General features: G+C 45.3%; 26 protein-coding genes and 1 tRNA gene. 15 read left to right on the top strand and 12 right to left on the bottom strand.

The features are described 5' to 3' along the window. Positions 1-103: 103 nt before the first annotated feature. Positions 104-982, bottom strand: a complete 879-nt coding sequence (locus QZW82_RS29595; RefSeq protein ID WP_293157093.1) for a hypothetical protein — start codon at positions 980-982, stop codon at positions 104-106. Positions 983-2027: 1045 nt separating this feature from the next. Between QZW82_RS29595 and QZW82_RS29590 the strand changes: the two genes are divergently transcribed. The 4 genes from QZW82_RS29590 (at position 2028) to QZW82_RS29575 (ending at position 4887) form a co-directional block, all read left to right on the top strand. Further along, positions 2028-2237 carry a hypothetical protein gene (locus tag QZW82_RS29590; RefSeq protein ID WP_293157090.1) on the top strand — a complete coding sequence of 70 codons (210 nt, stop codon included), beginning with the start codon at positions 2028-2030 and terminating at the stop codon, positions 2235-2237. Between the two features lie 274 nt (positions 2238-2511). After that, complete coding sequence (locus QZW82_RS29585; protein ID WP_293157087.1) at positions 2512-3084, top strand: hypothetical protein; 573 nt, start codon at positions 2512-2514, stop codon at positions 3082-3084. 236 nt (positions 3085-3320) lie between these two features. Further along, entirely contained in the window at positions 3321-4037 is a 717-nt protein-coding gene (locus QZW82_RS29580) for a GUN4 domain-containing protein (protein ID WP_293157084.1), read from the top strand. A gap of 289 nt (positions 4038-4326) precedes the next feature. After that, complete coding sequence (locus QZW82_RS29575; RefSeq protein ID WP_293157081.1) at positions 4327-4887, top strand: Uma2 family endonuclease; 561 nt, start codon at positions 4327-4329, stop codon at positions 4885-4887. Between the two features lie 55 nt (positions 4888-4942). On the opposite strand, the gene QZW82_RS29570 is transcribed toward QZW82_RS29575, so the two are convergent. Next, complete coding sequence (locus QZW82_RS29570) at positions 4943-5215, bottom strand: hypothetical protein (protein WP_293157078.1); 273 nt, start codon at positions 5213-5215, stop codon at positions 4943-4945. A gap of 344 nt (positions 5216-5559) precedes the next feature. Here QZW82_RS29570 and QZW82_RS29565 point away from each other — a divergent pair, with 344 nt between their 5' ends. From QZW82_RS29565 to QZW82_RS29555, 3 genes are read left to right on the top strand one after another with little or no spacing between them, the layout of a single operon-like run. Further along, the gene (locus tag QZW82_RS29565; protein WP_293157076.1) at positions 5560-6978 is read left to right on the top strand and encodes an ATP-binding protein; all 1419 of its coding nucleotides are present in this window, start codon (positions 5560-5562) and stop codon (positions 6976-6978) included. A gap of 19 nt (positions 6979-6997) precedes the next feature. Continuing rightward, positions 6998-7384, top strand: a complete 387-nt coding sequence (locus QZW82_RS29560; protein WP_293157073.1) for a hypothetical protein — start codon at positions 6998-7000, stop codon at positions 7382-7384. Between the two features lie 17 nt (positions 7385-7401). Next, the gene (locus QZW82_RS29555; RefSeq protein ID WP_293157070.1) at positions 7402-8367 is read left to right on the top strand and encodes a tetratricopeptide repeat protein; all 966 of its coding nucleotides are present in this window, start codon (positions 7402-7404) and stop codon (positions 8365-8367) included. 18 nt (positions 8368-8385) lie between these two features. Here QZW82_RS29555 and QZW82_RS29550 read toward each other — a convergent pair whose 3' ends face one another. The 4 genes from QZW82_RS29550 to QZW82_RS29535 all read right to left on the bottom strand — a co-directional run bounded on the left by QZW82_RS29550 (position 8386) and on the right by QZW82_RS29535 (position 12393). Then, positions 8386-8586 (bottom strand): DUF2281 domain-containing protein, encoded by a 201-nt coding sequence (locus tag QZW82_RS29550; RefSeq protein WP_293157067.1) that lies wholly within the window; start codon positions 8584-8586, stop codon positions 8386-8388. A 9-nt stretch (positions 8587-8595) separates the two neighbouring features. Then, positions 8596-9312 carry a DUF2786 domain-containing protein gene (locus QZW82_RS29545; protein ID WP_293157064.1) on the bottom strand — a complete coding sequence of 239 codons (717 nt, stop codon included), beginning with the start codon at positions 9310-9312 and terminating at the stop codon, positions 8596-8598. Positions 9313-9507: 195 nt separating this feature from the next. Further along, entirely contained in the window at positions 9508-10722 is a 1215-nt protein-coding gene (locus tag QZW82_RS29540) for a DUF790 family protein (protein ID WP_293157061.1), read from the bottom strand. Between the two features lie 75 nt (positions 10723-10797). Continuing rightward, the gene (locus QZW82_RS29535) at positions 10798-12393 is read right to left on the bottom strand and encodes a DEAD/DEAH box helicase family protein (RefSeq protein WP_293157058.1); all 1596 of its coding nucleotides are present in this window, start codon (positions 12391-12393) and stop codon (positions 10798-10800) included. Between the two features lie 478 nt (positions 12394-12871). Here QZW82_RS29535 and QZW82_RS29530 point away from each other — a divergent pair, with 478 nt between their 5' ends. From QZW82_RS29530 to QZW82_RS29515, 4 genes are all read left to right on the top strand, one after another. Next, complete coding sequence (locus QZW82_RS29530) at positions 12872-13717, top strand: class I SAM-dependent methyltransferase (protein ID WP_293157055.1); 846 nt, start codon at positions 12872-12874, stop codon at positions 13715-13717. Between the two features lie 103 nt (positions 13718-13820). Further along, positions 13821-14909, top strand: coding sequence for an alanine dehydrogenase (ald, locus tag QZW82_RS29525; RefSeq protein ID WP_293157052.1), 1089 nt, complete (start codon positions 13821-13823; stop codon positions 14907-14909). An 889-nt stretch (positions 14910-15798) separates the two neighbouring features. Continuing rightward, positions 15799-17892 carry a hypothetical protein gene (locus tag QZW82_RS29520; RefSeq protein WP_293157049.1) on the top strand — a complete coding sequence of 698 codons (2094 nt, stop codon included), beginning with the start codon at positions 15799-15801 and terminating at the stop codon, positions 17890-17892. A gap of 1 nt (position 17893) precedes the next feature. Next, positions 17894-18328 carry a hypothetical protein gene (locus QZW82_RS29515; RefSeq protein WP_293157046.1) on the top strand — a complete coding sequence of 145 codons (435 nt, stop codon included), beginning with the start codon at positions 17894-17896 and terminating at the stop codon, positions 18326-18328. Between the two features lie 6 nt (positions 18329-18334). Here the strand turns inward: QZW82_RS29515 and sfsA are convergent, their stop codons facing one another. Next, positions 18335-19057, bottom strand: a complete 723-nt coding sequence (sfsA, locus tag QZW82_RS29510) for a DNA/RNA nuclease SfsA (protein WP_293157043.1) — start codon at positions 19055-19057, stop codon at positions 18335-18337. A 173-nt stretch (positions 19058-19230) separates the two neighbouring features. After that, the gene (locus tag QZW82_RS29505; protein WP_293157040.1) at positions 19231-19956 is read right to left on the bottom strand and encodes a glutathione S-transferase family protein; all 726 of its coding nucleotides are present in this window, start codon (positions 19954-19956) and stop codon (positions 19231-19233) included. Positions 19957-20112: 156 nt separating this feature from the next. On the opposite strand from QZW82_RS29505, the gene murJ reads away from it, so the two are divergent. Further along, on the top strand, positions 20113-21726 hold the full coding sequence (gene murJ, locus QZW82_RS29500) for a murein biosynthesis integral membrane protein MurJ (RefSeq protein WP_293157037.1): 1614 nt from the start codon (positions 20113-20115) through the stop codon (positions 21724-21726). A 109-nt stretch (positions 21727-21835) separates the two neighbouring features. Here murJ and QZW82_RS29495 read toward each other — a convergent pair whose 3' ends face one another. Then, on the bottom strand, positions 21836-22786 hold the full coding sequence (locus QZW82_RS29495) for a phytanoyl-CoA dioxygenase family protein (protein ID WP_293157033.1): 951 nt from the start codon (positions 22784-22786) through the stop codon (positions 21836-21838). A gap of 803 nt (positions 22787-23589) precedes the next feature. On the opposite strand from QZW82_RS29495, the gene QZW82_RS29490 reads away from it, so the two are divergent. Both QZW82_RS29490 and QZW82_RS29485 read left to right on the top strand, forming a co-directional pair. Then, positions 23590-23760, top strand: a complete 171-nt coding sequence (locus QZW82_RS29490) for a hypothetical protein (RefSeq protein ID WP_293157030.1) — start codon at positions 23590-23592, stop codon at positions 23758-23760. Positions 23761-23987: 227 nt separating this feature from the next. Continuing rightward, the gene (locus QZW82_RS29485) at positions 23988-24248 is read left to right on the top strand and encodes a hypothetical protein (RefSeq protein WP_293157027.1); all 261 of its coding nucleotides are present in this window, start codon (positions 23988-23990) and stop codon (positions 24246-24248) included. 76 nt (positions 24249-24324) lie between these two features. Here the strand turns inward: QZW82_RS29485 and QZW82_RS29480 are convergent, their stop codons facing one another. From QZW82_RS29480 to moaC, 3 genes are all read right to left on the bottom strand, one after another. Beyond that, positions 24325-24627 (bottom strand): DUF3181 family protein, encoded by a 303-nt coding sequence (locus QZW82_RS29480; protein WP_293157025.1) that lies wholly within the window; start codon positions 24625-24627, stop codon positions 24325-24327. 62 nt (positions 24628-24689) lie between these two features. After that, positions 24690-24947, bottom strand: a complete 258-nt coding sequence (locus QZW82_RS29475) for a 2TM domain-containing protein (RefSeq protein WP_293157023.1) — start codon at positions 24945-24947, stop codon at positions 24690-24692. Between the two features lie 87 nt (positions 24948-25034). Further along, the gene (moaC, locus tag QZW82_RS29470; protein ID WP_293157019.1) at positions 25035-25556 is read right to left on the bottom strand and encodes a cyclic pyranopterin monophosphate synthase MoaC; all 522 of its coding nucleotides are present in this window, start codon (positions 25554-25556) and stop codon (positions 25035-25037) included. 117 nt (positions 25557-25673) lie between these two features. On the opposite strand from moaC, the gene QZW82_RS29465 reads away from it, so the two are divergent. After that, a tRNA-Arg gene (locus tag QZW82_RS29465) sits at positions 25674-25747 on the top strand. The last annotated feature ends 168 nt before the right edge of the window (positions 25748-25915 follow it).

Raw genomic sequence — 25915 nt, 5'->3', positions numbered from 1 at the left:
AGGATTTGAGGTTTCTAGGATACTGACTCTCACCTACATGGTCATTCAGTTGTCAAGGTTCTACCTTGCGGCTAATCCCCCTAACCCTTTTTAGTATTGGTTTCTAGCCAACGATTCGCACACCGGGGTTCATGTCGATACCAATGCAACCGTACATTCTCTCTCTGGAAACCTGCTTCACGGGATTTGGGGTAAACTGCACGGCGACAACCCACTTTCCATTCTTGCGGTAGAAATGCCAGGTCTTAGCACCGCATTCTGGTAATCTGTTGATGTTGTGACTAAAATCACCAATAACAGAGGACACGGTTTTTCCGAATCGTGACTCCAAGCACTTAGGGACTCGGAAAGTTATTTTATCCCCATTCCACTGACAGACTTGATTGCCAAAAGACTCATCCTTGGAGCCGACGACAAAAATATCACTCCTAGGGATGCAAACTTTGACTGGTTTAAGCCTTAAGTGTTTGATTTTATTACTTAATAATGTCAGTTTACGCTTTTTATTGTGAATTTGAAAGCGTAAATTCTGCCAGTTTGTAGATTTATATTTAAGGGAGCAAGCTATGGGGAAATTACAACCTGTTTTTGAGTCGAGCCATTTTTTCTTGGCATAAAACTTGCGAGCTAATGCCAACTTACGCTCGGCTTTCTTCAGCCATATGCCAAGAGATTTTATCTTGCCTTCAAGAGTTTTTAAATGTAAAATTCTGTGTTCTTTGGCGCCGTCTACACGACCCTTGGCAGAACTGATTACACCATTTGCGTGGCGCTTGTTCATGCCGTAGGTTTGCTGTAAGTGCGTGTTCCAATCGGATTTCTTAAACTCTGTATTTGAAAGTAAGCGATCGACTGTTTCAATGCTGGCAGTCCGAAAAATTGGGGCGTAAGCCTCTAAAAACATCTCGAAAGTTGTTTTTCCGAGTTCGTTAAGCTCGTGCACTGGTGTGGGCAAGCCTTTGCAATAAGTTAGGGTAGCCATTGATTCTCCCTGTCAGTGTGGCTAGATTTTTACTATGTTAGACGATATTGCCTGTGTCCACCATCTGTGCCGACGGACTCTCTGAATGCCTTCTCAGGGCGCCGTATCGTCTCAACGCTCTGGCCAATACTCATCAATCTATCGAGTGATTTACCAGGATTTTACTCACTCAATCCTAGGTAAGTCTAGGTAAATTGTCAACAGTCGTTTACCCTAAATCCAGCCAGGAGGGCGATCGTACCCCGACACTTTTTTGTTTGTACTCGTTGACATCCTCGTCTGAATTTTTACTCAATCGGATTGAAAACGGCTAAACGCCATTGGGTTCACATTTTTTTACAATCATACTTTAAAATTCACCGGATGGTATGATGTGACTAGGGAAACTCATAACCGCAGCGCATTTAAGGTTCTGCCTAAGGTTCTGCCTAAGGTTCTGCCTAAGGGGCTGGCTACCGAATACCCTCCTGTCAAGCCGCTGGAATGGCTGCCACCAATAAAAAACCCCAGCGTTTGGCTGAGGACTGCTTGAGTGGGAGATATCGTTAATCTGCGTTTTTTTTAGTTGACTTAGATTGCATGGAATTCCATGCCGCTGACACTTCCCCGGCTTTCGCGTGGGGGAATTTTTAAGGACAAACTTTTGGGGATAAATCCACAAAAAGTTTAATTCTTAAAAGCGCTGTCAGTGCGCTGCTAGCCACTGGCTCAACGATTAAAGTTAAGTTTGTGGCTAATTGTAGTAGAAGATGCGCCCTGATGAATTAACTACCCGATAGATGAGCACCCTGATGGCATAACTCCCTGATGGATCGACGCCCTGATGGCCTTAGCCCCACTACCCAAAAAAATCTGGTTGGTGGATGATCGTGGACATAAGTAACACGTCACTTCCGGCGTTTCCGATCGCAAGCGGGTGTGCCTGTCTGTATTGATTATGGCAGGCAGATTTATCAGAAGACAAGTGGGCTATTGCATCAACCCACTTCTGACAGATCGGGTTAGCCAAAGGGTGTCTATCTACGTTAAATCAGGGTCATCGAACATGAAAAACAGCATCTTAGTATTAGCAGTAATTGCCTCCGGTGGCATCAGCTTATTCCATACAAGCAGGGCCAGCGCTTTTGCGATCGTCCCACAATCTTCATCAACCAGCAGTTTGACTGCGGGGGAGAGTCGTCCCGACATTAACTACACTGGAACGAATGAAGATGGAGAGCAAGAAGAGGTAAAGACAGGCAAAGGCCGGAAATAATTAGCCCTCTGGGTGGTTCGCCGGCGCTGCGGTTGTGATTGCGATCGTGTTTGTGGTGTATTTGTTGTCGCCACCACCTTGGCTCAAGGGTGTGAAAACTCTCTCCCAATATCAGTCTACCTAATCCGAGGAGTTGAAGTCTCAACGAAGTGAATGGGAAAATAAACAGGTAAGGCGAGTCTGTCGGTGGAGTTTCCCCGCCTAGGAACTTCCTTACCTTCTGATGTTCGGGATTCGGATCTGGCACAATCGTATTTCATCTCGTAAAAACCCAATGGAAAATACTCTCGAAACTACCCGCAGACAGCGCGTATTGACAAGAACCCAGGAACGGCGTCAGGCAACACCCAAAGAAAAACAGTTAATTCACCTGCTGGCCAATATGGCTTGCAGTTTGATTAACTATGACTACAAACACTCAGCGGGGAAGGAAACCCTCGCGCCTTCGGAACGCAAGCGTTTAGCGGAATGGCACTACCTGCGAGTTCAGCAAATTCGCCGGATCGAACGCTCGTTGGAACCCGTAGCGACGCTCAAGCGCGTCTACTACAAGAGCATTCTCAGTCCGAGGGATCTGAAGTCTTTAAAACTTCTGTGGCTTGAGGATGACAAAAACCGCGTCAAACGGGTCGATCCTGACTTGGATGACATCCTGAGCGAAGCTTTGGATCGGGGAGATACTTTGAAACAGCTATTTCACTCGATCGAGTCCAAGGAACGGATCTTTGCGGAAACTCCTCGCCCAGGCGTTGTACCGCTGTGGGTGAAAGAGTGGGAAGACTCGGAATATGACATCAACTTTTTTCCGCCTTCGTTCTCTGCATGGGTTTCCATCGTGGACGACTAGGTTCAAAAATAACTCTTTATACATGGGAGCGATCGCAAAAATCTCAGCGTAAAGCTATTTGCGATCGTTCCCATTGACGGGGAAAGTGCGATCGGCACGGGGTTAGCTCGTCGTGCAGCGCACAACCATTGGAGTACAGATAAGTAAATCGGAGTCAGTACCATTGTACAATGGGGGGGAAAAACCAGGGCTTCAGCTAATTGCTGATAGCTGATAGCTGATAGCTGATAGTTCCCATGACTGACTCGATTTCTACTTCTCCCTTAGACTCGGCCGCCGATACAGCCGAACTCCGCTCACAGTTGAGGTCGGGTTCAGAGAAAACTCAACTGCAACTGCTGCAACAACACATAGCAGATGCGGGCTGGGACGTATTGATGGAATTTTTATTAGAGCGCAAGTCGGAGGAACCGACAGCGGTAATGGGTAAGGCTTACCAAATTCTTTATAGTGCGGATTCTGCCAGAGCGAGGGAGTTTTTGCAGGCGAATTTTCCGACTGGAGTTGTGCCGCTGCGATCGGACTCTAACATTGACTACACTCCGCTGCAACAATTATTGGCATTACAGGAATTTCAAGAAGCCGATCTATTGACTTTAAACAAACTTTGTGGGTTGGCGGGCGAGACAGCTTCGGCAAGAAAGTGGTTGTATTTTACAGAAGTTGAAAGTTTGCCGGTGACAGATTTACAAACAATTAATACGCTGTGGAAAGTTCATTCCGAAGGCAAATTTGGCTTTTCGGTACAGCGGGAAATTTGGCTGAGTTCGGGCAAGAATTGGGATAAGTTGTGGCCGTTAATTGGCTGGAAGAAGGGGAATAATTGGACGCGGTACCCGCAAGAGTTTATTTGGGATTTGAGCGCGCCGAGGGGTCATTTGCCGCTGTCGAATCAGTTGCGAGGTGTGCAGCCGTTTGCGGCTTTGATGGCTCATCGGGCTTGGGTGAAGTAAGACGGCGGTTGAAACCGCGTCTACACAAACAATGATCGGACGGCGGTTGAAACCGCGTCTACACAAACAATGATCGGACGGCGGTTGAAACCGCGTCTACACAAACAATGTCCGCCTCCGCGGACTCAAGAGAATAATGTAAACGTAATTTTCACCGCCTATTCTTCAACCCGCGGAGGCGGGTTTTGTTTGTATAGCCGCGGTTTCAACCGCCGGGTCTTTTTTTTAGGAATGTTGGGAAATTTTGTATAATTGATATTTGAATTAATGAGCGAGAGGGCTGGGAGTCATGGTAGGAATCGGAACCAAACTGACTTTAGAAGAATTTCTAGCTTTGCCCGACGGAGACGTATATTATGAGTTTGTAGATGGTGAAGCAGTTCCTAAAGTGTCTCCAAATTTTTTTCATTCGACTTTACAGTTTGCTTTGTGTCGCCTGATTCGTGCATGGTGTAAAGGAAGCGGGCGAGTGCTTCCAGAATGGGCAATTTTGTTAAAGCGTCAGGGTAAAGATTGGGTACCTGTTCCTGATTTAACATACATTTCTTATGAACGTTTACTGAAAAATTGGCGGCGGAATGAAGCTTGTCCTGCAATTCCTGAATTGGTAATTGAGATTATCTCTCCCGATCAAACAATGCAGGAATTTGAAGAGAAGGCAAAAGATTATTTGGCGGCGGGTGTGATGCGAGTTTGGGTAGTAGATCCAGAGGCTATTTTAATTAGAAGCTTTTTTTCCGGTGGTTCGAGTCAAATTTATACGGATAATACCCCGATTGTGGATGAGTTGCTGCCTGGTCTGGAGTTGACGACTCGACAGATTTTTGAAGAAGCAGAGTTGATTCATTGAGGGCGAGGTTTTGGGGAAGGTGGGGCGTGGATGCTCGCCCCATCATTGAATTGGCTTATTTACCAGATTTGCGTACTATTGGGGCTAAAACTTGAATCAAAAGTGCCATAGAACGGATCAGTACAGCCAACGACAAAATAAGTCCAGTTACCCCCCCTGCATCGGCAACATTTGGATCGGGATAACCAGGTAAAATTCCGGTTGACGGTTTAGTCGTGCAGAGAATGGATGCCTGTTGAGTATTCTGTTTTGTGGCATCAACTTCATTCTTAGTCAGGGGTTCAATGTACTGAATGGACGGAGCTGCGGAATCGATGTCGTGTAACATAAATTTCAGTGATTTATTTTGATTTACTTTTGCCCCGTCCAGGTAAGAACTGGATGGGGCGTTTTTTTTGAGTGGCTCAGTGCACTGAACCAAAAGTGAGACAAAAGGCTCCAAACATTCCAGCATCAGCAGATCGCGGTGATCGCCAGGAATCTCTAAGCATAGATAGTCTTAGGAGTTGACCGTAGCAAGTCTTTGCGGCAGCGATTATAAGCTGGCCACTGGAGGTGCTGGAGCAGAAGAGTTTGACTTTTGGCTCAGTTTCGGCTATGATACTCATCTAAAGCTGATACTGTCAAGTATCTCTTTTGAAGTGTTCGTAAAACTGTAGGGAGTAACCGGGGATGGCAGCTTCACTCATTGCGTCCAAACAGGGACTAGAAATTGTAGATCGAGCCAGAAGGAAGAAAGGATGGACAAAGGGAGCTGATGCCTGGGTGCAAAAAGCTTCTGTTTCAATATCAACGATCAAGCGCTTTTGGCAAGGCAAGGCAATCAGTCACGAGAGCTTTGTCAGCATTTGTCAGGCTGTTGGGATAAATTGGGAACAGATTGTTGATGGCAGTCCAACTCAGCAACCTGTATCGTATATAACCGAGCAAACTGCATCATATATGGAGTTTAGCGTCTATGATGATGCGTGGGTTGGGCGAGAAACTTTGATTCAAAATTTGAGCGCTCGCCTAAATTCTTCCTGTCGTGTTTTGCTATTGGTTGGCATTACAGGTATAGGTAAAACTGCTTTGGCTGAACGGCTAATACAGAAATTACGAGGAAATTGGAGCGAAAAAAGGGATAACTTTGAAGATGATAATAAAGCTTCAGATTTTGCTAGTGTTGCGTTACGATGGCTTGAAATTTGGGGGGAAAGCGTTCCAATTGAAGAGCGAAAACCAGAAGAATTATTATGGCGGTTAGTCAAGCGCTTGCGTGAAAATCGCTATTTAATTCTCATGGATTCTTTGGAGTACCTATTGACAGGAAATGAAGAGGATGGCTGGGGTGATTTTGCCGATGAGTGGTGGGGCAAGTTTTTTGTGAGTTTTTTGGCAGAACCATCTTGTCAGAGTCGGTTAATCCTCACATCCCTGGATTTTCCTGTTGTGTTTGAAAGGGAATGCGATCGCTACAAAAATCTCTGGTATTGCCAACTTTTGAAAGGACTAGAAGTCACTGAGCAGATGGCATTATTTCAAAAAACTGAACTAGATGGCGATTTGGAATTACCACATAGTCCCCTGCGAGTCATTGCGGAAGTTTATGACGGCCATCCTTTAGCTTTGCGGACAATCGCCGGAGAAATCAAGTGTTCTTATGGTGGTAACGTCAGGGCTTACTGGAAAGAGAATAGTCGTTATATTGAAGATGTCAAAAAAACTATTGACGAAGCTAATAACCAAGGAATAGCTAAAGGAGATGAGGATAGGTGGCAGTTAGCATCATATACGAAAGTCTTGCGAAGGAAAGTCAAGGAACGGATAGAAAAAACGTTTGAACGGCTAAAAAATGATGTTTATAATGCCTATATTTTGCTTTGCACGGCCTCAATCTATCGCTGCGAAGTTCAAGAAAAGTGGTGGCTGATTAATTTAGAGGATGAGGGTTACAGTGAGGAGCAACAAAAGGCTGCAATCCAAACTTTGCGGGAACGCTATTTAGTTGAAGATAGGGGAATTGACGATGAAGATAATCGCTTGGTGGGACAACATAATTTGATTCGCAGTGTTGCAATTGCTCACCGATTAATGCTACCAGATAACTAAATAAATTGAAAACTTTACCATGAAAAATAATTTAACACCATCTGGTGAATTAGTTTTGGAAAACTTAGCGATAAATCATCATAATCTCAGTGCCGATTTTCCAAATCGCGAGCAGCGGCTTCAGTACAGAGCTGTTGTACAGTGGCTAACTGATTATAAACCCAAATCAGATGCTACTAATTTGGAGAAGGTGTGGGGGTATTTGCAAGCCTTTCACCATCTTTGTACAGTGGAGGACTGGGAAAGAGCTAGCAAAATACTTTTTATCCGTCTCAATACTCCGACAAATGAAGAATTACACGCTCAACTAAATACCTGGGGCTACTATAGCGAACAGATTGACTTATATAGCCAAATACTGGGAAAAATTAGTCCCAGTTTAGACACAATTTTTTTTATGGTCTAGGCAAAGCCTACCATATTTTGGGAGACTATGCCAAAACGATTGAGTATTCTGAACAGAGTTTGAAAAATGCACGGGAAATCAAAAACCTTAGAAATGAGAGTTTAGCTTTAAATAATCTAGGTATTACTTACTATTGCTTGGGAGATTATGCAAAAGCGATTGCTTACGATGAGCAGAGTTTGATGATTGCACGCGAAATAGGCGATCGCCTTGAAGAAGGAATAGCGCTGGGAAATATTGGTAATGTCTACTATTCTTTAGGGCATTATCACCAAGCGATTGATTACCACGAGCAATGTTTAGCTATTGCACGCGAAATAGGCGATTGCATAGGAGAAGAAACAGCCATAGGAAACCTGGGTAATGTGTACTATTCTTTAGGGAATTATCAGCAAGCGATAAAATACCATCAGCAATGTTTAGAAATTGCACAGCACATAAGACATCGTTTGGGTGTTGGTCATGCGCTAAATAATTTGGGAAATTCCTACTATTCTTTTCAAGAATATGAGAGAGCTGTTGATTTCTATCAACAGAGTTTGTGCATTGCACAAGAAATAGGCAATCGCTCTGGGGAAGGAGAAGCACTGTGTAATCTTGGTAATGTCTACTACTCTTTAGGACATTATCAGCAAGCTATTAATTACCACGAGGAATGTTTAACTATTGCACAGCACATAGGCAATCGCTTGGGAGAAGCAAAAGCACTAGCTAATTTAGGACGAAATTTTATCAAAATTGGCCATTATCCAAAAGCTTTAGAAACTTTGCAGGTTTCATTAAAGATTTATATAACTATTGGCTCTCGTTTTGATGAGGCTGTAACTCTGAAATACTTGGCAGAACTTTATCTTCAGATAGGCAATCGCACTTTAGCTCTTGAATATTGCGATCGCGCTTTATCCATATCCACAGAACTAGGCATCCCGCTAGCCAAAGAATGTCAGGAATTGAAGGAACAATTACTTAGCGAACAAACATAATTTACAAAGATGAAGCTCCTACCATTGAATTTCTCCACGGGCTAACTTTTCTTCGTAGGCTTCTAAATTCTTTAAATAGTCAGAAAAGTCGGATTCAGTAAGCTGTGGCAATTCACTGTTGTATTTGAGGAGCAAAAAGTCTATAAAATCATTCACCTCTTGAACAAGTGACTCTGGCATTTGGCTGATTTTAGCAATAGTGAGATCGTATACTGTCATGTTTTTACCTCAAAGACTTTCATTGAGTTGTTTAAACTCCCCTTGCTGCACTTGCTTCTGCAAACTAATTTGATCGCCTACTTCATACCCGGAATTAAAACCGACTTCGCTGCTGATTTGAGCACCGGCTCGGGTTTTGACTTTAACTCCTTGGCTTTCTAAATAATCTGCGATCGCCTGTTCGTTCTTTTCAAACATCGATCGCACTACAATAGCAGGAGTAGCCGCCGTATCAGCCGATCCCGGAATCCCTGACTCCTCCATCTCGCGCTTTTGCTCCAGCAGCCTTTGCCGCAACCTTGTGGCGCATCCCACCCGAAAAGCGTTCAGATACGCCAGTCCCCGGCCGCTTCCTTTGCGATATTTCGCCCGTTTCTCGATCGCAGAACTCAAATATTCATACAGGTGCTTGCAAACAATCAGATTTGTAGAGCTTCCTACCAAAAACATACTACCACTATAATTGTTCCGCATACCAGTACAACCGTTGGCTTCGGCAATTCCCGAAAACAGGATCATTTTCCAAGTGACAAATTTGGATGTTGTCTCAACTCCGCTTTGATCTATCTCTTCTTGGTGATTGGGGCCTAAATCGGCGAGGCTGAGGTTGTACTGCGCCAGTAAAACGGAAGCTTTTGCTGCCGCAGCAGTTGATTCGTTTTCGTTGGATGAGGTGGCAAGGGCTAACAGCTTTTTGATTTTTTCGACAATGCTTGTGTCTACCATTTTTTGATGGGTTTTGGGGTGAGAGTACGCGGTGCTAAGGTTTTGGGGATGTTTCTATTTTACTAGAATGTTGGAATGTGCGATCGTATTTTTAGAAATATTTAATTGATATAATAGGTTTTTTTTACCGCAGAGGGCGCAGAGGACACAGAGAGAGAAAGAAAAGAGTAAAGTTATTTTTATTTTAACTTTTTACTATTCGAGGACTTCTAGGACTGATTTGGGCTGCAATTTATCTTTAAACCACACAATTTTTGCGGGAACATCTTTGATATTAACCCCAGCTTTTTCCAGATTCAGACGTTCGGAAATGGCTAAAATCAAGTTGTCGCATCCAGATTTCTGTACTTGAGCAAATTTCTTTTGCAAATACTCGGGCCGCCAGTAGCCGACTATTTCTAATATAAATACTCGTCCGTCGGGATGTACTAACCGAAAGTCGGGAATCATCACGCTTCCGGGAATCGGAATTAAGTCTACTTCTCGTTCGAGTTTCCACTCGGTTTTTAATCCATTCCACCGATCGGCAAATGCTGCTTCTAACATACTATCATAGGGTTTTCCTGGGGGATAGTGGCTGACTAAACCGCAGTCGGAATTTAGGGTGAATTTACCTGTTTTTATTACGCCACTAAAAGTATCTTTGGTTTGCAGGGTTGAGTGCATACTCCACTTGGTGACGTGTAGGAGTGCGGGCAGCATTTTGGCGAGGGCTAAGCCGTAGCGGGTGCTGGGTTTGAATAAGCTTGTGGGGCCGTCGATTGTGAGGGTAAATCCGTGGTCTGCATCGCCTTCGATGTAGGTCATTAATTGAAATAATTTTAAATAGCGAAACAGGAGTTTGTATTCTCCTGGATCGTTGCGGTGGGCGGTTAGTTGAACTTGACTTGCTCGGTAAAATATGCCTTGAACTTGGGAAAGATTGTATCTGTGAAGTAAGTTTTCGGGTGTTGGTGCGTCAAATTCGGTGAGGATTTTGTTTTCGTTTAAATCGGCGTATAAACCTGTTTTGATTTCATCGGGCAAAACTTCTCTGTTTAAGTCTTGGCTGAGCTCTGTGGCTACTGTTTCGAGGGTTATTTGGGTGGATTGCGGGCTGGGAGTCGATCGCGCTGACAAGGCAAATACGCGCTGTCTCAACTCCAATGGTTCTAAGGGGCTAACGACTTCCAAGGTGCAGAAACCGCTTTTGAGGAGGTGCGCTAATCCCCGTTTTAGCCGATAGTCGGGGCTGTCGCCTTCTAATTCTAGCAAGCGTCCGTCTAGTTCGCCTTGGGTTTTGCCGATCGACTCCTGGAAGCAGTTGATAGTTTCGGTTGCTGATTCTAAGTTTTTGGCATCTATCTTGAGGCGTAAGGGAATGATTGATTCGCCGTTTTGGCGGTGGCTTAGTAAGTCTGTTGGTAACATTTGACAGTTGACAGTTGACAGTTGACAGTTGACAGTTGATCGAAGGAAGAAGGAAGAAGGAATAATTTAGGTGTACTACCAGGGAATGTCATCATCATCTCCCCATTTTGCGGGTGATTCTGCTGCTTTTTTTGTTGTCTTGGGAATGTCATCATCATCTCCCCATTTTGCTGGTGTTTCTGCTGCTTTTTTGGTTGTCTCTCGGTTGACTCCATAAATCGGTGTTGGTTTGACGGTTTCTAGTTTCGGATATTCTGGCTGTGGTGATTCTATTGGTGGTTTTGGTTCTGGTTTGTGAACTTGCATTCCGCCTCGGCGGCGCTGGGATGTTCTTTCTTCGCTGGTGTCTTCGGTGACGACTTCGTAGAGAATTGCTAACTTGTTTGCATCGCTGCTTTTTCGCAAAACTCGACCCAATCTCTGGATGTATTCGCGTTCGCTTCCTGTGCCTGACAGTATAATAGCAATTCTGGCGTCGGGTACGTCCACTCCTTCGTTGAGGACGTGGGATGCGACGAGGGTTTTGTATTCGCCGCTGCGAAATTTATCGAGGATTTCGTGTCTTTCTTTGACTGGGGTTTGGTGGGTGATTGTGGGGATGAGAAATTCTTGGGAAATTCGGTAGACTGTGGCGTTGTCTCCGGTGAAGATTAGGGTGCGCTGGGGAGAGTGTTCGGCTAAAATTTGAGCTAAGATTCGCAGTTTGCCTTCTGTACAAAGGGCGATTTCTTTGGCTTGGCGGTGGGCAATCATGGCGCGCCTTCCTAAAGGCGATCGCGCGCTGGCCATGATAAACTGTTTCCATCCTTCAAGGCTGGATATTTTGATGTTGGACTGTTTGAGGAAGTCGTTGCGAATGTTCATGGCTTCGCTGTAGCGATCGGTTTCTTCTTTTGACAGTTTGACCATGATTTGCACTATTTTATGGTCGGCTAAGGCGTCGCCTGCTAAATCTTCGGGTTTTTTGCTATATACTGTCGGGCCGATGAGGAAATGTAAGTCGCTGTGCCGTCCGTCTGTGCGATCGGGTGTTGCTGTCAGTCCGAGTCGAAAAGGCGCGATCGCATATTCGGATATTACTCGATAAAAGTCCGTTGGTAAATGGTGGCATTCGTCAAACACCAGCAATCCGTATTTGTTTCCCAAGGTTTCGGCGTGAATGCTGGCGCTGTCGTAGGTTGCTACTAAAATTGGCGTTTTGTCCCGCGAACCTCCGCCCAACAATCCAATTTCGATGTCGGGAAAAGCTGCTTTCAAATTAGCGTACCACTGGTGCATTAAATCGAGAGTTGGTACTACGACTAATGTACTGCGGCCTGTGACTTGCATGGCTAATTGGGCCACATAAGTTTTGCCCGAAGCGGTGGGGAGGACGACTACTCCTTTGCTTCCTGCTTCTTGCCAAGCTGCTAGGGCTTCTTGTTGGTGCGGGTAAGGCTGCATTGCCACGCTGGATACGAGTTCGAGTAGTTCGTATCCGCGGGCGTCGTCGGTGAAGTGAGTGCAGTCGGCCTGAAGCGATTCTACCAGCGGGCGGTAGTGAATTGCTCGAATCCGAAATTTTTCCACGCGATCGTCCCACGTGGCAAAGTCCGCCCAGTCTCGGCCTCTGGGCGGTGGGTGCAGTAGGAGCGTTCCGCGATCGAATGTTAATGTAGGTATGCGTGGCATTTTTTGAGATAAGGGGGGAGTTATGCCTGTTAAATTATAGGCGATCGATAAAATCGATTGACAGCAGACTCTCTATAAGTTATGTTTTTAAGCAAATTTATAAAACCACAATCTACTTTATACCCTTCCAGGCGGTTTGTTGAGATTTTTACGCTTTTGTTTAGCAAATAAGTTTGCCAAAGTGTCAAAAGTTTCTAGCAGGGACTTTAGTCATTGTCGCTGACTGGGAAAGAAACGAGTGCAGTCCTGACTGCAAGCTGCTTGTGAAAGAAAGGAGTGAACTCCAGACTGGAAACCAATACGGTTCACTTAAAAAGCTAGTTGCCCGCGCGCGCATCAGTTAATTGAGAACTGTCACAGTCTTCACTATTGCAACGTGAGTTCGCAATGAGATTAGCCTTGACTGAACGGTATTGGGCTAAAAACGGATTTTTATAGATTTTCGTAATGCTTCGAGTTCACTTACCCTCTGAATCAGATGTTAGACTTTCTCAAATACAAAGAAAATTTCTTAGAATCGACTAAAGACTGGGATAACCAGAAATGGAGTAATTATAGTGACAATCCATTGGTGCTTGTTGCCCCAACGCTTGACAATTGTCATGTCAAAAATTGTCGCGTGCTTAAAAACCGCTTCAGAATGTTGGAATGTTTACCTAAAAATTCTGTGGTTGCTGAGGTTGGAACTCAATACGGTCACTTTGCCGAGGCAATACTCTCTATTACCAAGCCCAAGAAGCTGCATTTGATAGATTATAATTTTGATTTATTCAAAGCAGAACTGAGTAAAAATGAAAAAATACTATTACAACAAGGGATAGAAAACGGTTCTGTCGAACTTCACGAAGGCGATTCTTCGACAATTTTAAGCAGCTTTCCTCACGAGTATTTTGACTGGATCTATATCGATGCCGACCACGCCTATGAAGGTGTATGCAAAGATATTCAGCAAGGTTATACTAAAGTGAAGCCCGACGGCATGATTGTTTTTAACGATTATACGAATTGGTCTGTATGCGAGATTATGCCTTACGGTGTGGCGAAAGCAGTCAATGAGTTTTGTATTGCGAATAACTGGGAAATAGTATTTCTGGCGCTTCATCCTCTAGGCTATCACGATATTGCGATTAAGAAAAATACTGGGGAAAAGGAGGTGCGAATTCAGTTGCAGGAGGTTAAGTCGGAATTGCAGAGTTCGCAAGCTCGGATGCAACAACTACAGTTAGAGTTGGAGCAGGCTAAAAGATCGATCGACTTTATGGAAAATGACAAATTTTGGAAATTGCGATCGCAATGGCTGAAAATCAAACAAATATTCTCCTAGCCCAGCCCGATTCCCAAATCTAAAATCTCCAATGGTATTGTCCCGCTAGGGCTGATTTTTGCGTTAAATTCGATCGACATAAGCCTGAAATTTGAGGTTATAGATGGAAATAGGCGTCCCCAAGGAAATCAAGGATTTGGAGTTTCGAGTCGGGCTCAGTCCCACAAGTGTCCGGGCTTGTTCGGACAAAGGCCACACAGTTTTCGTCGAAACGAATGCTGGGGCTGGGGCTGGTTTCGCCGATGAGGACTACATTGAAGCCGGGGCTAAAATTGTCTCAAAGCCCGCTGATGTCTGGAACCGGCAACTAATTGTTAAAGTTAAGGAACCATTACCTGCTGAGTATCCGCTGATTGAAAAAGAGCAGTTGCTATTTACATATTTGCACTTGGCAGCCGATCGCACATTAACCGAGCACTTAATCAACAGCGGAGTCCAGGCTATCGCCTACGAAACCGTCGAACTCCCCGACAGGAAATTGCCCCTGCTAACCCCGATGAGCATTATTGCAGGGCGTTTGGCCGTGCAGTTCGGTGCTCGGTTTCTGGAACGACAGCAAGGCGGCAGAGGCGTACTTTTGGGGGGCGTACCGGGGGTAAGACCGGGCAAAGTTGTAATTTTGGGCGGCGGAATCGTCGGCACAGAAGCAGCCCGCATTGCTGTCGGAATGGGTGCTAGGGTGCAGATTTTAGATGTAAATGTCGATCGGCTAGCTTACTTGGAAACTTTATTCGGTTCCAGAGTAGAATACCTTTACAGCAGTCCTTTGCAAATAGAAGCAGTTGTTCCCGATGCTGACTTATTAATCGGTGCAGTTTTAGTCTTAGGAAAAAGAGCTCCGGTGCTACTTTCGCGCAAATTTGTCGCCAAAATGCAGCCCGGTTCTGTAATTGTTGACGTAGCCGTCGATCAAGGTGGCTGTGTCGAAACTTTGCGAGTAACTTCTCACACAAATCCTACTTATGTAGAGGAAGGAGTTGTGCATTACGGCGTACCAAATATGCCCGGTGCCGTACCTTGGACTGCAACTCAAGCTTTGAATAACAGCACTTTGCCTTATGTTTTGCAGTTGGCAAATAACGGAATTAAAGCTTTGGAAATGAATCCGAGTTTGGCCAAGGGATTGAACGTGCAGAATCACCGACTGGTACATCCGGCAGTACGAGAAGTTTTCCCAGATTTGGCTGATTAAATTGCGCGTTTTTTTCAGTAAGTTTTCCCGCATCTAAATTGTATTTTGGCGCGGGCAGGATGCCCACCCCACAAGAAACTTAATGTGTTGTGGAACGGGCATCTTGCCCGTTTCCAAACAAAAAAGGTAATCGATATATCTGCTTTGCTGCTCCACCAACGACGGGAGAAGATGCACGATATTAAGCTGAAGTGATACCGACAAGATTTACCAGAAAAAGTTGGTTGAAAGCCGGAACCCCGGGAAAAATTAAAATCAGACGATTCATTACTGCAATTATCTTCCTTCTTTTGTCAACAGTCAACTGTTAACTGTCAATTAAGAGGGCAGGCACGGGGCACTGCCCCTACCACTGATTAAGTGTCAACTGTGAATTGTCAATGGTATATAGCGATCGCAAATGAATCGTAAATTTTTAACCCCACCCCAGCCCTCCCCTTGCTAAGGGGAGGGAGCAAGAAATTTACAAATGATTTGCGATCGCTATAACTTCACGGAAAACTTTGTGTGCGACTCCGGACGGCTGCTGTGATGGTTGCTCCGGAAAAGTTGGGGCTGCTGTCCGATTAATTTGTTGCAATTTCTTCACAATCCTATACGCAGATCGTCGTATTGTTCCCACAGTTTATTTAGAAGACTATGAGATTAAACGCTGCGCTCTAGCTTCACAACAACTACATAAGACTATTTCTAAGTGTGAATTAAATTTTATGTCTAGGTAGCGATGAAGCAATAGTTAGTCGATTGAAAATTTTATATTTTAGATTTTAGATTGACTCTCGCATTGAACCTGGGAGCTTGAACTATGGTCAAAATTTTGGATCTTGTATCGATATTTTGGCTGGTTATAAGCAGGCGTATCAATCAAATTCAAGATGGAGAAATCAAAATGTCACAGCAAGATCCGACTGCTATGGAAGTAACAGATGGTGAATTATCGTTAGGAGAAATGTCAGTAGATGACATAGCTGCCTCACAAGCAATAGAGGCGGGAACTGGCGACCCCACACAGCCTGTGGAGACGCCAATAGCTGAGACTGTACCGGAGAACTCGGCCGTCTCTAACATACCGATTATCCCGCTCCCGATCGCCAAACGGCCGGTCAGCGGGCGCTATCGCGGTACTGTGGGCGGGTTTCAACTCGAAGTTCGGGTGGATGTCGATCGCACGCGGCCGATGAAACGCTTAAGTGGCGACTTCTACCAAATCAGCGGCCAAACGGTAACATATTTCGGATCGTTTATCGTTGATGCGCCGACGGTAACAGTGACAGCCTCACAAGTCACCGTCAAGGGGCTGGGTAGTTTTACCTTTGCAGCGGGGGCTCCAGTAGTTCAGGTGACGATCGAACGACGGCTGATTTTTCAGCCGCAAGCACCCGCCACAGTACAATTTTTCACCACCGGCGGATCGCCCGGAGCGACGTATACTTGCGCCTTCGAGTCGATCTATTTCCGCACCGCACGCATCGAGACCGATCGAGTTTCCGATATCAGCACACCCGTATTCAGCAGCTACAACACAGGTTCGCTACCCTCAGGAGGCGCAGCGCGCAACCTCAGCGTCGTCGGCGCCTATAAAGAAGCAGGAATTGAAATGATTCCAAGCGCAGCAAGCGATGTCATCAACATCTCCGAAGCCGGTGCTAATGCTCAGTGGAGCAACGCCGAACTGCACGCTTCCATGCAAAATCACTTCAGCTTGTGGCAAGATCAGCCGCAGTGGGCGATTTGGCAAGTAGCAGCGCAACTTCACGAAATGGGCGCCGGCTTGTACGGAATCATGTTCGACCAACAAGGGAAACAGCGGCAAGGCTGTGCTGTTTTCCACAATGGGATCGGCGGGGAAACAGCAGATCAACTGCGATTGCAAGTCTACACCTACGTTCACGAGCTCGGACACGGTTTCAACCTGCTGCACTCTTGGCAAAAACAGTACGCCTCGCCACCGGTGCCAAATCGGCCCAATTCACTGTCTTGGATGAATTACCCGTGGAACTATCCAGGTGGTGGCGCACCCGCATTCTGGAACAGCTTCGCATTCCAGTTTGACAATGAGGAAGTCATCCATATGCGGCACGGATTCCGCAACAACGTCATCATGGGCGGAAGCAACTTCGGCGTCGGATCGGCTCTGGGTCGCGAAATCATGGCCGATCCAGTGCGCGACGAGTCGGGGCTAAAGCTAACCATATCAACCCACCAAAAGAACTTTGGGCTCGGCGAACCTGTGGTGCTACAGTTGATGCTCAACACGACAGATGCCAGAGGGCGCCGCGCCCACACCTGGCTGCATCCCAACTTCAGCATGGTGAAGATTGTGATTCGCAAACCCAGCGGTGAAGTGGTGGCTTACGAACCGTTAATCGAGCACTTGGTAGGGCCTCGGGAGACCATCATCGGTCTCAATGATACGATCGCCGAAAGCGCCTATATCGGCTACGGCAAAGATGGGCTTTACTTTGAAGAACCCGGTAACTATCGCATCCGCGCCTGCTACGCTGCTTTGGACGGATCGCAGGTAATGTCTGATATCATCACAGTTCGCGTGCGCTATCCCGTCACGGCCGCCGAATCAGAACTGGCCGACCTTTTCATCGGCGACGAACAAGGTACATTGCTTTATCTGTTGGGTTCGGATCACGAATCCTTGCAGGGCGGTAACGATGCCTTTGATGAAATTCTGGCGAAGTATCCCGACAACGAGATGACAAACTACGTTCGTTTGGTGAAAGGTATCAACGCCAGCCGCAACTTCAAGACAATCACTGACAAGCAGGAAAACCGCGTGGTTGTGCGCCCTGCAAAATTAGATGAAAGCTCCAAGCTGCTGTCGGCCGTTGCAGATTCGGGTGTTCTCGACCCGGTTTCGGCAAAGATGACTTTGACAAATCTAGCTGAGGTTCAGACTAAAGCTGGCGATGATGAAGCGGTTAAACACACCTTAAGCAAACTCTCGGCAATTGCGATCGGAAAATGGTAATATGCCGTTCCCCAAGGTAAAAAGCTTGATGTTTCGCCGTCAACTGCTCATCGCCTTTGTAACTCTGTTAATGGGGTCGGCCTGCGCCACAAATCGCGGCCGGCTCCATGCTTCTACTGGACAACAAAATAGGAGGTCGATCGTGCCTTTAACTGTCAAACTTCGCGACGGTTTCAGCAATGACACCGTGACAATTAGAGTCAATGGAAAGGAAGTTTATCAGAAGTCAGGAGTCACTACAGACTTGACAATTTCTTTCGCCGATAGGGTGGAAGTTCCTGTCGAGGAATCCACAATTCAGTTAGAGGTAGCGGTGCAGGGAGGTCTGAGAAAGACCGAGGAAATCCGCGTGTCAGAGACTGCCTTTGTTGATGTGTGGATTGTTGGGGGTAAAATGGATTTTCGATCCTCAAAGCAAGAGTTACCGATGCTTTAGCAAGTCTCAAATATCCAGTTTTGCCAAACCCAAATACCGCACCCCTTCGGGAGTTACGTCAAACCGGCAAGGCAAAACTTCGACACCTTCACTCATAGCCTGTCTGAACAATTGTCCGTAAAGGCGATCGGCACTATCCCCAGGCGCAAAATCCGTACAATCGCCGCGATTAATAAAATACAGCATTACAGCCCTCGATCCCTGCCGCACCACTTCGATCAATTCTCTTAAATGTTTCTGTCCCCTTTCAGTTACTGTATCGGGAAATAAAGCTAATGTATCTTTAACCCAAGTTGTATTTTTGACTTCCACAAAAATTGGTTTTTCCCCACCAGTCAACCAAAAATCAACTCGACTTTTTTTATCTTTTCCATAAACAACCTCCGGCTGAATTAAACTGTAATTGCCCAACTCAGGAAACAAGCGCAATTCCAAAGCTAATTTAACTACTCGATTTGGCAGCCCAGTATTAACTCCCACCCAAGTTGGGACTGTATCGAAAACTTTAATTAATTCCCAAGTATAAGCTAACTTGCGTTTGGGATTGTCGCTGGGAGATACTAGCACTGGATTTCCGGGAATTAAAACACCAGTCATCGGGCCGGTATTCGGACAGTGCGCGGTGATGATTTCTCCCGAATCTAGTTCGATTTCTGCGAAAAATCGTTTGTACCGCTTGATTAAAGTGCCGGGTAAGAGAGGGGGATATTTGTAAATTAATTCAGTCATGGGATTTTAGATTTTAGATTTGAGTTCGATCGCGTCAGCCTCATAATTATTCATCTCTCTCTCTTATCTCTTCCTCTGCGCCCTCTGCGTCCTCTGCGGTTTAATCTTTCAAACAAAACTGAACGAGAACGTCCATACGAAACCGGGTTTAATCCTTATTAAACACCGATCCGTTATTTCTCTTCTTTTCTCAACTCATTGATTTCATCATTCAAAGACTGCTGTTGTTTACCTTTCATCAACTGTTTCATCTGCGCTTTAAAAGCTTCCACCAATTCGGGACTGGCTTGTGTTTCTTTCCAAGAAGCGCGGGAATTTAAGCGATCGCACCAATCCTCCAATTTGGGGTATTCCTCCAAAGATAGGCCTAACTCGGGCAGCCAAGGCACGGAAACACCAGCCACAACATCCGCGAGGGTAATCGTGTTGCTGCCAAAAAAAGGTCTATCGCCCAACAACTCCTCAAAAAAGCTCAGTACCGCCGCCACTTGCTGCCCAGATTTTTCCAGCTTCTCGGGTTCGGCTGCGCCGCCGAAAGTCTGGCGGACAAAGGGACTCAGCGCTGGTGTCAATTCGTTGACTGTGACCATTTGTACCATGCGTGCGATCGCCAAATCCCGAGCATTCTGTGGCAATAGTGCGATCGTTGGATACTTAGCTTCGAGATAATCAAGCATCGCGAGACTTTCTATTAAATGAAAATCTCCATCAGCCAAAACCGGGACGTGGTGAAAAGGGCTAATAGCTAAAAAATCAGGTTGAAACTGATCGCCGTTTAATTTCAGCGCCACCAATTCAAACTCAATCTCTTTTTCCAGCAAAGCAATCCAAACGCGGCGAGCATTAGTAGACAGCGGATTATAATAAAGTTTCAGCAAGGTCAAATCTCCTAAAGTCAAATCACTATAATTTTGGTACTTACTAGAGCCAATTAACGCCAAAAGATCGTAGCACGAAACCCAGATACATAGAAAAATTCTGAATTCATGTTACGATCGTCCAGATTTGCTATTAAACTTAGCAAAGCCTTTTAGCACTAGCGTTTGTAACCATTTGTGTCTGAAACCCAGAAGCCCTCTCGTTCCCTAGCAGGGATTGCCGGCATTGTCGCAGTCGCCACTCTGATTAGCAAAGTCTTCGGATTGGTGCGCCAAATTGCGATCGCAGCAGCCTTTGGAGTCGGTGTCGCCGTCGATGCCTACAACTACGCCTACGTCATCCCCGGTTTCCTATTTATTTTACTGGGAGGGATTAACGGGCCATTTCACAGCGCCATAGTCAGCGTTTTAGCCCGCCGCGACAAAAAAGAAGCAGCACCCTTAGTCGAGACAATCACCACCTTAGTTGGCGGCATATTGCTGTTGGTAACAATCGCTTTAATTATTTTTGCAGATTTGGCGATCGATTTAGTAGCACCCGGGTTAAATAGAACAGCAGAAGGTTTAGAAATCAAAGCAATAGCCGTCCAACAATTTCGGATTATGGCGCCGATGGCATTGCTTTCAGGCTTAATCGGCATTGGTTTCGGCACACTCAACGCCGCCGATATGTACTGGCTTCCTTCCATCAGCCCTTTATTTTCCAGCGTTGCACTTGTCGGCGGTTTAGGAATTCTCGCGCTACAACTCGGAGACAAAATAACTCAGCCAGAATACGCATTAATCGGCGGCTTAGTATTAGCTTGGGGAACTTTAGCAGGAGCAGTTTTGCAGTGGTTAGTGCAACTGACGGCGCAGTGGCGCGCGGGATTGGGAAAATTGCGTTTGCGGTTTAATTTTAAACGCCCCGGAGTGCAAGAAGTAGTTAAGGTGATGGTTCCTGCTACCCTATCCTCGGGAATGTTGCAAATTAATGTCTATACCGACCTATTCTTCGCATCCTACATCCCTCAAGCTGCATCTGCCATGGGCTACAGCGGCTTGTTAGTTATGACACCTTTAGGTATTATTTCTAATGTAATTTTAGTACCATTTTTGCCAATATTTTCTCGCCTTGCCGAACCCAAAGACTGGCCGGAATTAAAAGATAAAATTCGTCAAGCTTTAATTTTGACTGCGCTGACAATGATGCCCTTAAGCGCTTTAATGGTGACACTGGCTACACCCATCGTCCGCATTGTTTACGAACGCGGTGCTTTTAATCTGTCAGCCTCGCAGTTTGTCATACCGATATTAATGGCTTACGCTATTGGAATGTTTGTGTATTTGGGGCGCGACGTTTTGGTACGGGTATTTTACGCCTTGGGAGACGGGGAAACGCCTTTTCGTGTCAGTATTATCAATATCTTTTTAAATGGGCTGCTGGATTATTTGTTAGTAGGAGCTTTCGGCGCGCCCGGATTAGTTTTGGCGACGGTGGGAGTGAATATAGTTTCGATGATTATGTTTTTGTACTTGTTAGATAAAAAGCTGGGTGGCTTGCCTTGGGGCGAGTGGAGTTTACCTTTTTTAGGGTTAGCTTGTGGTAGTTCTCTAACTGCTTTCGTGTCCTTGGCTACTCTGCAAGCCTGTCAAAGAGTTTTGGGTACTGAAGGTTTGCTAATTCAAATAGTGCAGTTGAGTGTGGCGAGTTTGGCAGGATTGGGAGTTTTTGCCATTTTTGTTAATCAGATGAAGTTGCCGGAAGTTGAGATGTTTGTCGATCGCATTCGCGGCCGTTTTGTGAAGTAATATAGTTTCTGTTGGCATCTCAATCATGTTTTAATGTCTGCTGCCCCAGAGAATAATCTAAAAAGTCTCGACAGACAGACAAGACTTCCTGATTGGCGAGGTTGACTTGCTAGCAACCCAAAGCCTCGTGAATGTTGCCGTAGTCGTTAATGGTATACTCTATTTGCAGCATCAAGCGCGGTTTCTCAGTTGGCTGCGTTCCTCTGTGAAAGCAAAAAGGATTTTCTACAAACCCAAAACCAGCTTTGCCACAGACATTCACCACATTTTGAGCGCCGTAATATTCAACAATCTTTTCGTCATCGATGTCTGCACAGCGCGTACTTATAAGCTGGTGCATCAACTTTTTGCCTTTGTGAGTTCCAGAAACATAAGTGTGCGGCCCGCTGAACATATCGACATCGGTAAGGTAGAAAAAAAACTTAATGAACCGATAGTCATCTAAATCGTAGTGAAATACTTGGGCTGCCTTGCGTTGCTGGACGTGGTTTTCTGCTGGAACTGGGAAACTCCACGATATTTCGCTGCCCATGTGTACTGGTTCGGCACCCAGAAATTTAGCTGCAATAGCCAGTATGCCGGGGTCTTTTTCCAGTTCTTTCAGGGTTGAAGACTGGTTTCCGTTACTCATATAGCTGCAAACGCGGGCATTTTTGGGTAAGTCCGCACCTACTTTTTCTGTTCCTTTGTAGTGGTAGGGACGGTTGGCATCTCTGTTAATGTAGCCAACTGTAGAACTGGCAAATTTCAAAAGTTCTTGAACTGTATCTTCAGGTAGCTGAAGACCTTGATAACAACTATCGGTTTCGATCGTAGCAGCGATCGCATCTACATCCAACTTTCCCAGAACAGAAGCATTTTCTTGACTGATAACATGAGATTTAGCTGGACGCTTCAATAACATCGCTGCCCAGTCGCGTACAATCTCGAAACGAGCAAATTTACGCATCAAAAACAGTCGAGGGTCTTGAATCAGACATTGATAGTTTTTGACGAAATAATTGGCAAGCTTGTACCCGAAGCTTTCCGATTTCTGAATCACGCTTGTTGTTGTGTTCATAGTTTCCGGTAGTTTTGTACAAAATTTGTTATTGTAGCTTGCACCTGTGATGTTTTTGTTTGTGATTGTAAGCTGTCTTTGTTTGCAAAAAAAAGAGATATAAAAGTTTTAGAGTTTGCCAATACTTTAGCAAACAAACTTTTAGGTCTCAAGACTTACGCATGAACCACAAAAAACATAGAGTTGAGATTGCGATGCACAGCAAAGAATGACAGATATGCGTTTTCTTGCGTAAGTCCTATATTTGTCACTTGCATTGTTCTAACCTGATTGTTTTAGGTTGTCAAGTAAAACAGATTTTTTAATTATTGTTGCTCTCGATCGAGTCCATGCTTGAATTCGACTGTCTTGAATGTATTTACGGCTGGTTATTTCGGGATATCTGCTCTTGAGACAATCTGAACTTATGTGTTGCTTTGTTTTAAGAAATGTCATCAGAGCGGTTTCAGTGTAGTGCCGTAAAGATATTCAGTGGAGACAAGTCAATGCCTTGTTTTTAAAGGATTTCAGGGATCGCAAACCTCTATAATTGCGCGAGCAAATTCTGGCAAACCGCATATCTTAAAAAAATGTAAAAATATTGGGTGGCATTCCCGACAAGCCTCCCCATAGCATTTTTGATTGCAAAAATTACGCTGGATGTGACAATTAAATCTCTGGTGTCCGGGGCTATAAGGTGTATTTTTAAACTTCTCCTTCAAATTTAGATCCGCCTTGCATCCCCCTTAAAAAGAGGGACAAAAGAGGATCTTGCTTCCCTCTTTTTTAGCTATCAATTAAGTAAAGGAGTATGAAAATATACAATGATTCAAACACCGAGCGACAGGAAGTCAAGTGAAGTCAAGCAATTGCTCGCTGACACCCATACACATTCTGTTACACCGCACCGATTTATTGGCGCCTACTTACTTAGTCCCATTTTGTTTAATATTTACGATCGCGCCACCGCCCCACCATTCCCTAATTCACCCTGATATAGCGGTTATCAGAAAGATGAGGTATGTAGTTGGGATGCGAGCCCTCTTAATTTAGTGGTTATATAAGCTGTCAGTCATACCTCATCTTTTTGAGAAAGGCTATAAATAATCAGAAAAATATAAATAATTGTAAATAAGCGAACTCAATCGCAGACAGTGCGATCGCACTTTGCTAATTTCCTAGTAATTAAAAGCCTAGGGTGCCATCAGCTACGAGATAGAAGTTGCAAAATGATAGTTTAATTTGCGGTAGCGGTAACAATCTATTTGTCTTAGAAGCCGATGGAGGATTTGATACGATCGCTGATTTTACCGTCAATCGAGATTCGATCGCACTAACCGATGGTTTGAGTGTTAGCCAGTTGGGAATAACTCAAAATACTCAGGGAACTCCGATCGAAAATCTCTTGACAGGGGAGCAGTTAGGTGTGATGGTTGGAGTAAGTGCGAATGCGATTACCCCTGCTAATTTCCGGTTGATTTAAGGCAATAATGAAAAGTGCGATCGCCCTTAAGTCAAATTAAGGGCGATCGCACTTAAATCCCAATCAATAATTGAGATCACATATCCCGTTGAAATTCCTCAAGAACATCCATCAATTGCACTTGACACTGCATCGGAATCAAATCTGCCAGCGGCACTTCCCGCTTACCGCCACCGAGCTTAACTGAAATACCTTGCAAAACTCGTGCAACTTTGTCATCATCTAAACTGCCATCTTCCAGCATCGGATAAAGTTGTTGGGCAACAACGGTATGCAGGTGAGCATCACGGAGATACAAATGCCACTTGGCAATGTCAATGTAGACATTTTCGCCGATTTGGGCGGCTAAGGATTCGATCGCAACTGTAGTATTAGCCATATCTAAAAAAGCAAATTATTTGTGCTGGATTAAAACAGTTAACAAATCGCCGACAACTGCCATCAGCCAGAATCTTTGGTTAAAGGCGAATAATCGGCGATCGCAAAAATGAAAATCGCGTGGGCCAAAACTACTAGAGCCCATACACCCGTCACTGTAACGGCCCAAGGCCAATCAGCCTTTTGCAAATTTTGAACAAACCACAAACCAGAATTGGAAGCAGAAAAAAGACCGACGTGGATCGCAAAATTCATGCGATCGTCTAATTGACGGTACTCTGGGTCTTTGCGATCGGGTTTGCGGGGCCAACGAGGAGGCATAGTTTTTCACTTGATGTTAGTAGTTCTGTGCCTATTTTAAGCATAAGTGCTACTTTTTGAATTCTGCCTCCCCCCAAGGCCGGAACTTTATCCCTCTAAATTTTGATAGTCTCCCGATTTGCCGCCACTTTTGCTTACCAGTCGAATCGATTCAATGGCGATCGACTTGGACAACCCCTTAGCCATATCGTACAGAGTCAGCGCTGCGATCGAAACCGCCGTCATCGCCTCCATTTCCACACCAGTTTCCCCCTTAATTTTCACCGTCGCCCGAATTTGATACCCCGGCAACTCAGCATCCGGTATCAACTGCACTTCCACGCTGCTAATCGGCAGAGGGTGACACAGAGGAATCAGATTAGCCGTTTGCTTTGCCGCCATAATTCCAGCCAGCCTTGCAGTGCCCAATACATCCCCTTTCGGCGCATTCCCCGCTTCAATTGCCGCAAACGTCTCCGGCAACATCCGCACCCTCGCAGCCGCCACAGCCTGCCGCACAGTTGCCACTTTCGCCGAAACGTCCACCATTTGGGCTTCCCCGCTGTTGTCGAGGTGAGTTAGCTGCGCGCGATCGGGCAATTTAGAAAAACTTTCAGAAAGGTCTTGCATTATTTTGAGAATGGTGTTAGTATTAGATTCTGTGCGGGACAGAGATTGTTCAATTTTAAATTAAATCTCAAATTTAATCTGAAATTTCAACTCTCAAACCAACAGTAAAAACAATAAGGGCTTGTAGCTTAGTTGGATAGAGTGCATGGCTACGAACCATGAGGTCGGGGGTTCGAATCCCTCCAAGCCCATTATCAAAAGCAACGCATCCTACAGTATTTTGTAGGGTGCGTGCTAGTGTCATGAATTATTCGCGGAGATGACAGGAGCGATGAAAAGCCGCTAAAACGAGAAGGTACCGCCATTTCCCGTAATTTGCCATGACGATTTTAGAGCGAGAAGCCCAGATTTTACGAGTC

This window comes from Microcoleus sp. bin48.metabat.b7b8b9.023 (assembly GCF_013299185.1).
Lineage (GTDB): Bacteria > Cyanobacteriota > Cyanobacteriia > Cyanobacteriales > Microcoleaceae > Microcoleus.
Note: the sequence above shows the minus strand (reverse complement) of the source record. Positions and strands in the feature narration are given on the sequence as shown.

Bases quoted from the DNA above. Each gene is read 5' to 3' on its own strand.
- QZW82_RS29595 (WP_293157093.1), bottom strand. From the start codon at position 982: ATGGCTACCCTAACTTATTGCAAAGGCTTGCCCACACCAGTGCACGAG.
- QZW82_RS29590 (WP_293157090.1), top strand. From the start codon at position 2,028: ATGAAAAACAGCATCTTAGTATTAGCAGTAATTGCCTCCGGTGGCATC.
- QZW82_RS29585 (WP_293157087.1), top strand. From the start codon at position 2,512: ATGGAAAATACTCTCGAAACTACCCGCAGACAGCGCGTATTGACAAGA.
- QZW82_RS29580 (WP_293157084.1), top strand. From the start codon at position 3,321: ATGACTGACTCGATTTCTACTTCTCCCTTAGACTCGGCCGCCGATACA.
- QZW82_RS29575 (WP_293157081.1), top strand. From the start codon at position 4,327: ATGGTAGGAATCGGAACCAAACTGACTTTAGAAGAATTTCTAGCTTTG.
- QZW82_RS29570 (WP_293157078.1), bottom strand. From the start codon at position 5,215: ATGTTACACGACATCGATTCCGCAGCTCCGTCCATTCAGTACATTGAA.
- QZW82_RS29565 (WP_293157076.1), top strand. From the start codon at position 5,560: ATGGCAGCTTCACTCATTGCGTCCAAACAGGGACTAGAAATTGTAGAT.
- QZW82_RS29560 (WP_293157073.1), top strand. From the start codon at position 6,998: ATGAAAAATAATTTAACACCATCTGGTGAATTAGTTTTGGAAAACTTA.
- QZW82_RS29550 (WP_293157067.1), bottom strand. From the start codon at position 8,586: ATGACAGTATACGATCTCACTATTGCTAAAATCAGCCAAATGCCAGAG.
- QZW82_RS29545 (WP_293157064.1), bottom strand. From the start codon at position 9,312: ATGGTAGACACAAGCATTGTCGAAAAAATCAAAAAGCTGTTAGCCCTT.
- QZW82_RS29540 (WP_293157061.1), bottom strand. From the start codon at position 10,722: ATGTTACCAACAGACTTACTAAGCCACCGCCAAAACGGCGAATCAATC.
- QZW82_RS29535 (WP_293157058.1), bottom strand. From the start codon at position 12,393: ATGCCACGCATACCTACATTAACATTCGATCGCGGAACGCTCCTACTG.
- QZW82_RS29530 (WP_293157055.1), top strand. From the start codon at position 12,872: ATGTTAGACTTTCTCAAATACAAAGAAAATTTCTTAGAATCGACTAAA.
- ald (WP_293157052.1), top strand. From the start codon at position 13,821: ATGGAAATAGGCGTCCCCAAGGAAATCAAGGATTTGGAGTTTCGAGTC.
- QZW82_RS29520 (WP_293157049.1), top strand. From the start codon at position 15,799: ATGTCACAGCAAGATCCGACTGCTATGGAAGTAACAGATGGTGAATTA.
- QZW82_RS29515 (WP_293157046.1), top strand. From the start codon at position 17,894: ATGCCGTTCCCCAAGGTAAAAAGCTTGATGTTTCGCCGTCAACTGCTC.
- sfsA (WP_293157043.1), bottom strand. From the start codon at position 19,057: ATGACTGAATTAATTTACAAATATCCCCCTCTCTTACCCGGCACTTTA.
- QZW82_RS29495 (WP_293157033.1), bottom strand. From the start codon at position 22,786: ATGAACACAACAACAAGCGTGATTCAGAAATCGGAAAGCTTCGGGTAC.
- QZW82_RS29490 (WP_293157030.1), top strand. From the start codon at position 23,590: ATGATTCAAACACCGAGCGACAGGAAGTCAAGTGAAGTCAAGCAATTG.
- QZW82_RS29480 (WP_293157025.1), bottom strand. From the start codon at position 24,627: ATGGCTAATACTACAGTTGCGATCGAATCCTTAGCCGCCCAAATCGGC.
- QZW82_RS29475 (WP_293157023.1), bottom strand. From the start codon at position 24,947: ATGCCTCCTCGTTGGCCCCGCAAACCCGATCGCAAAGACCCAGAGTAC.
- moaC (WP_293157019.1), bottom strand. From the start codon at position 25,556: ATGCAAGACCTTTCTGAAAGTTTTTCTAAATTGCCCGATCGCGCGCAG.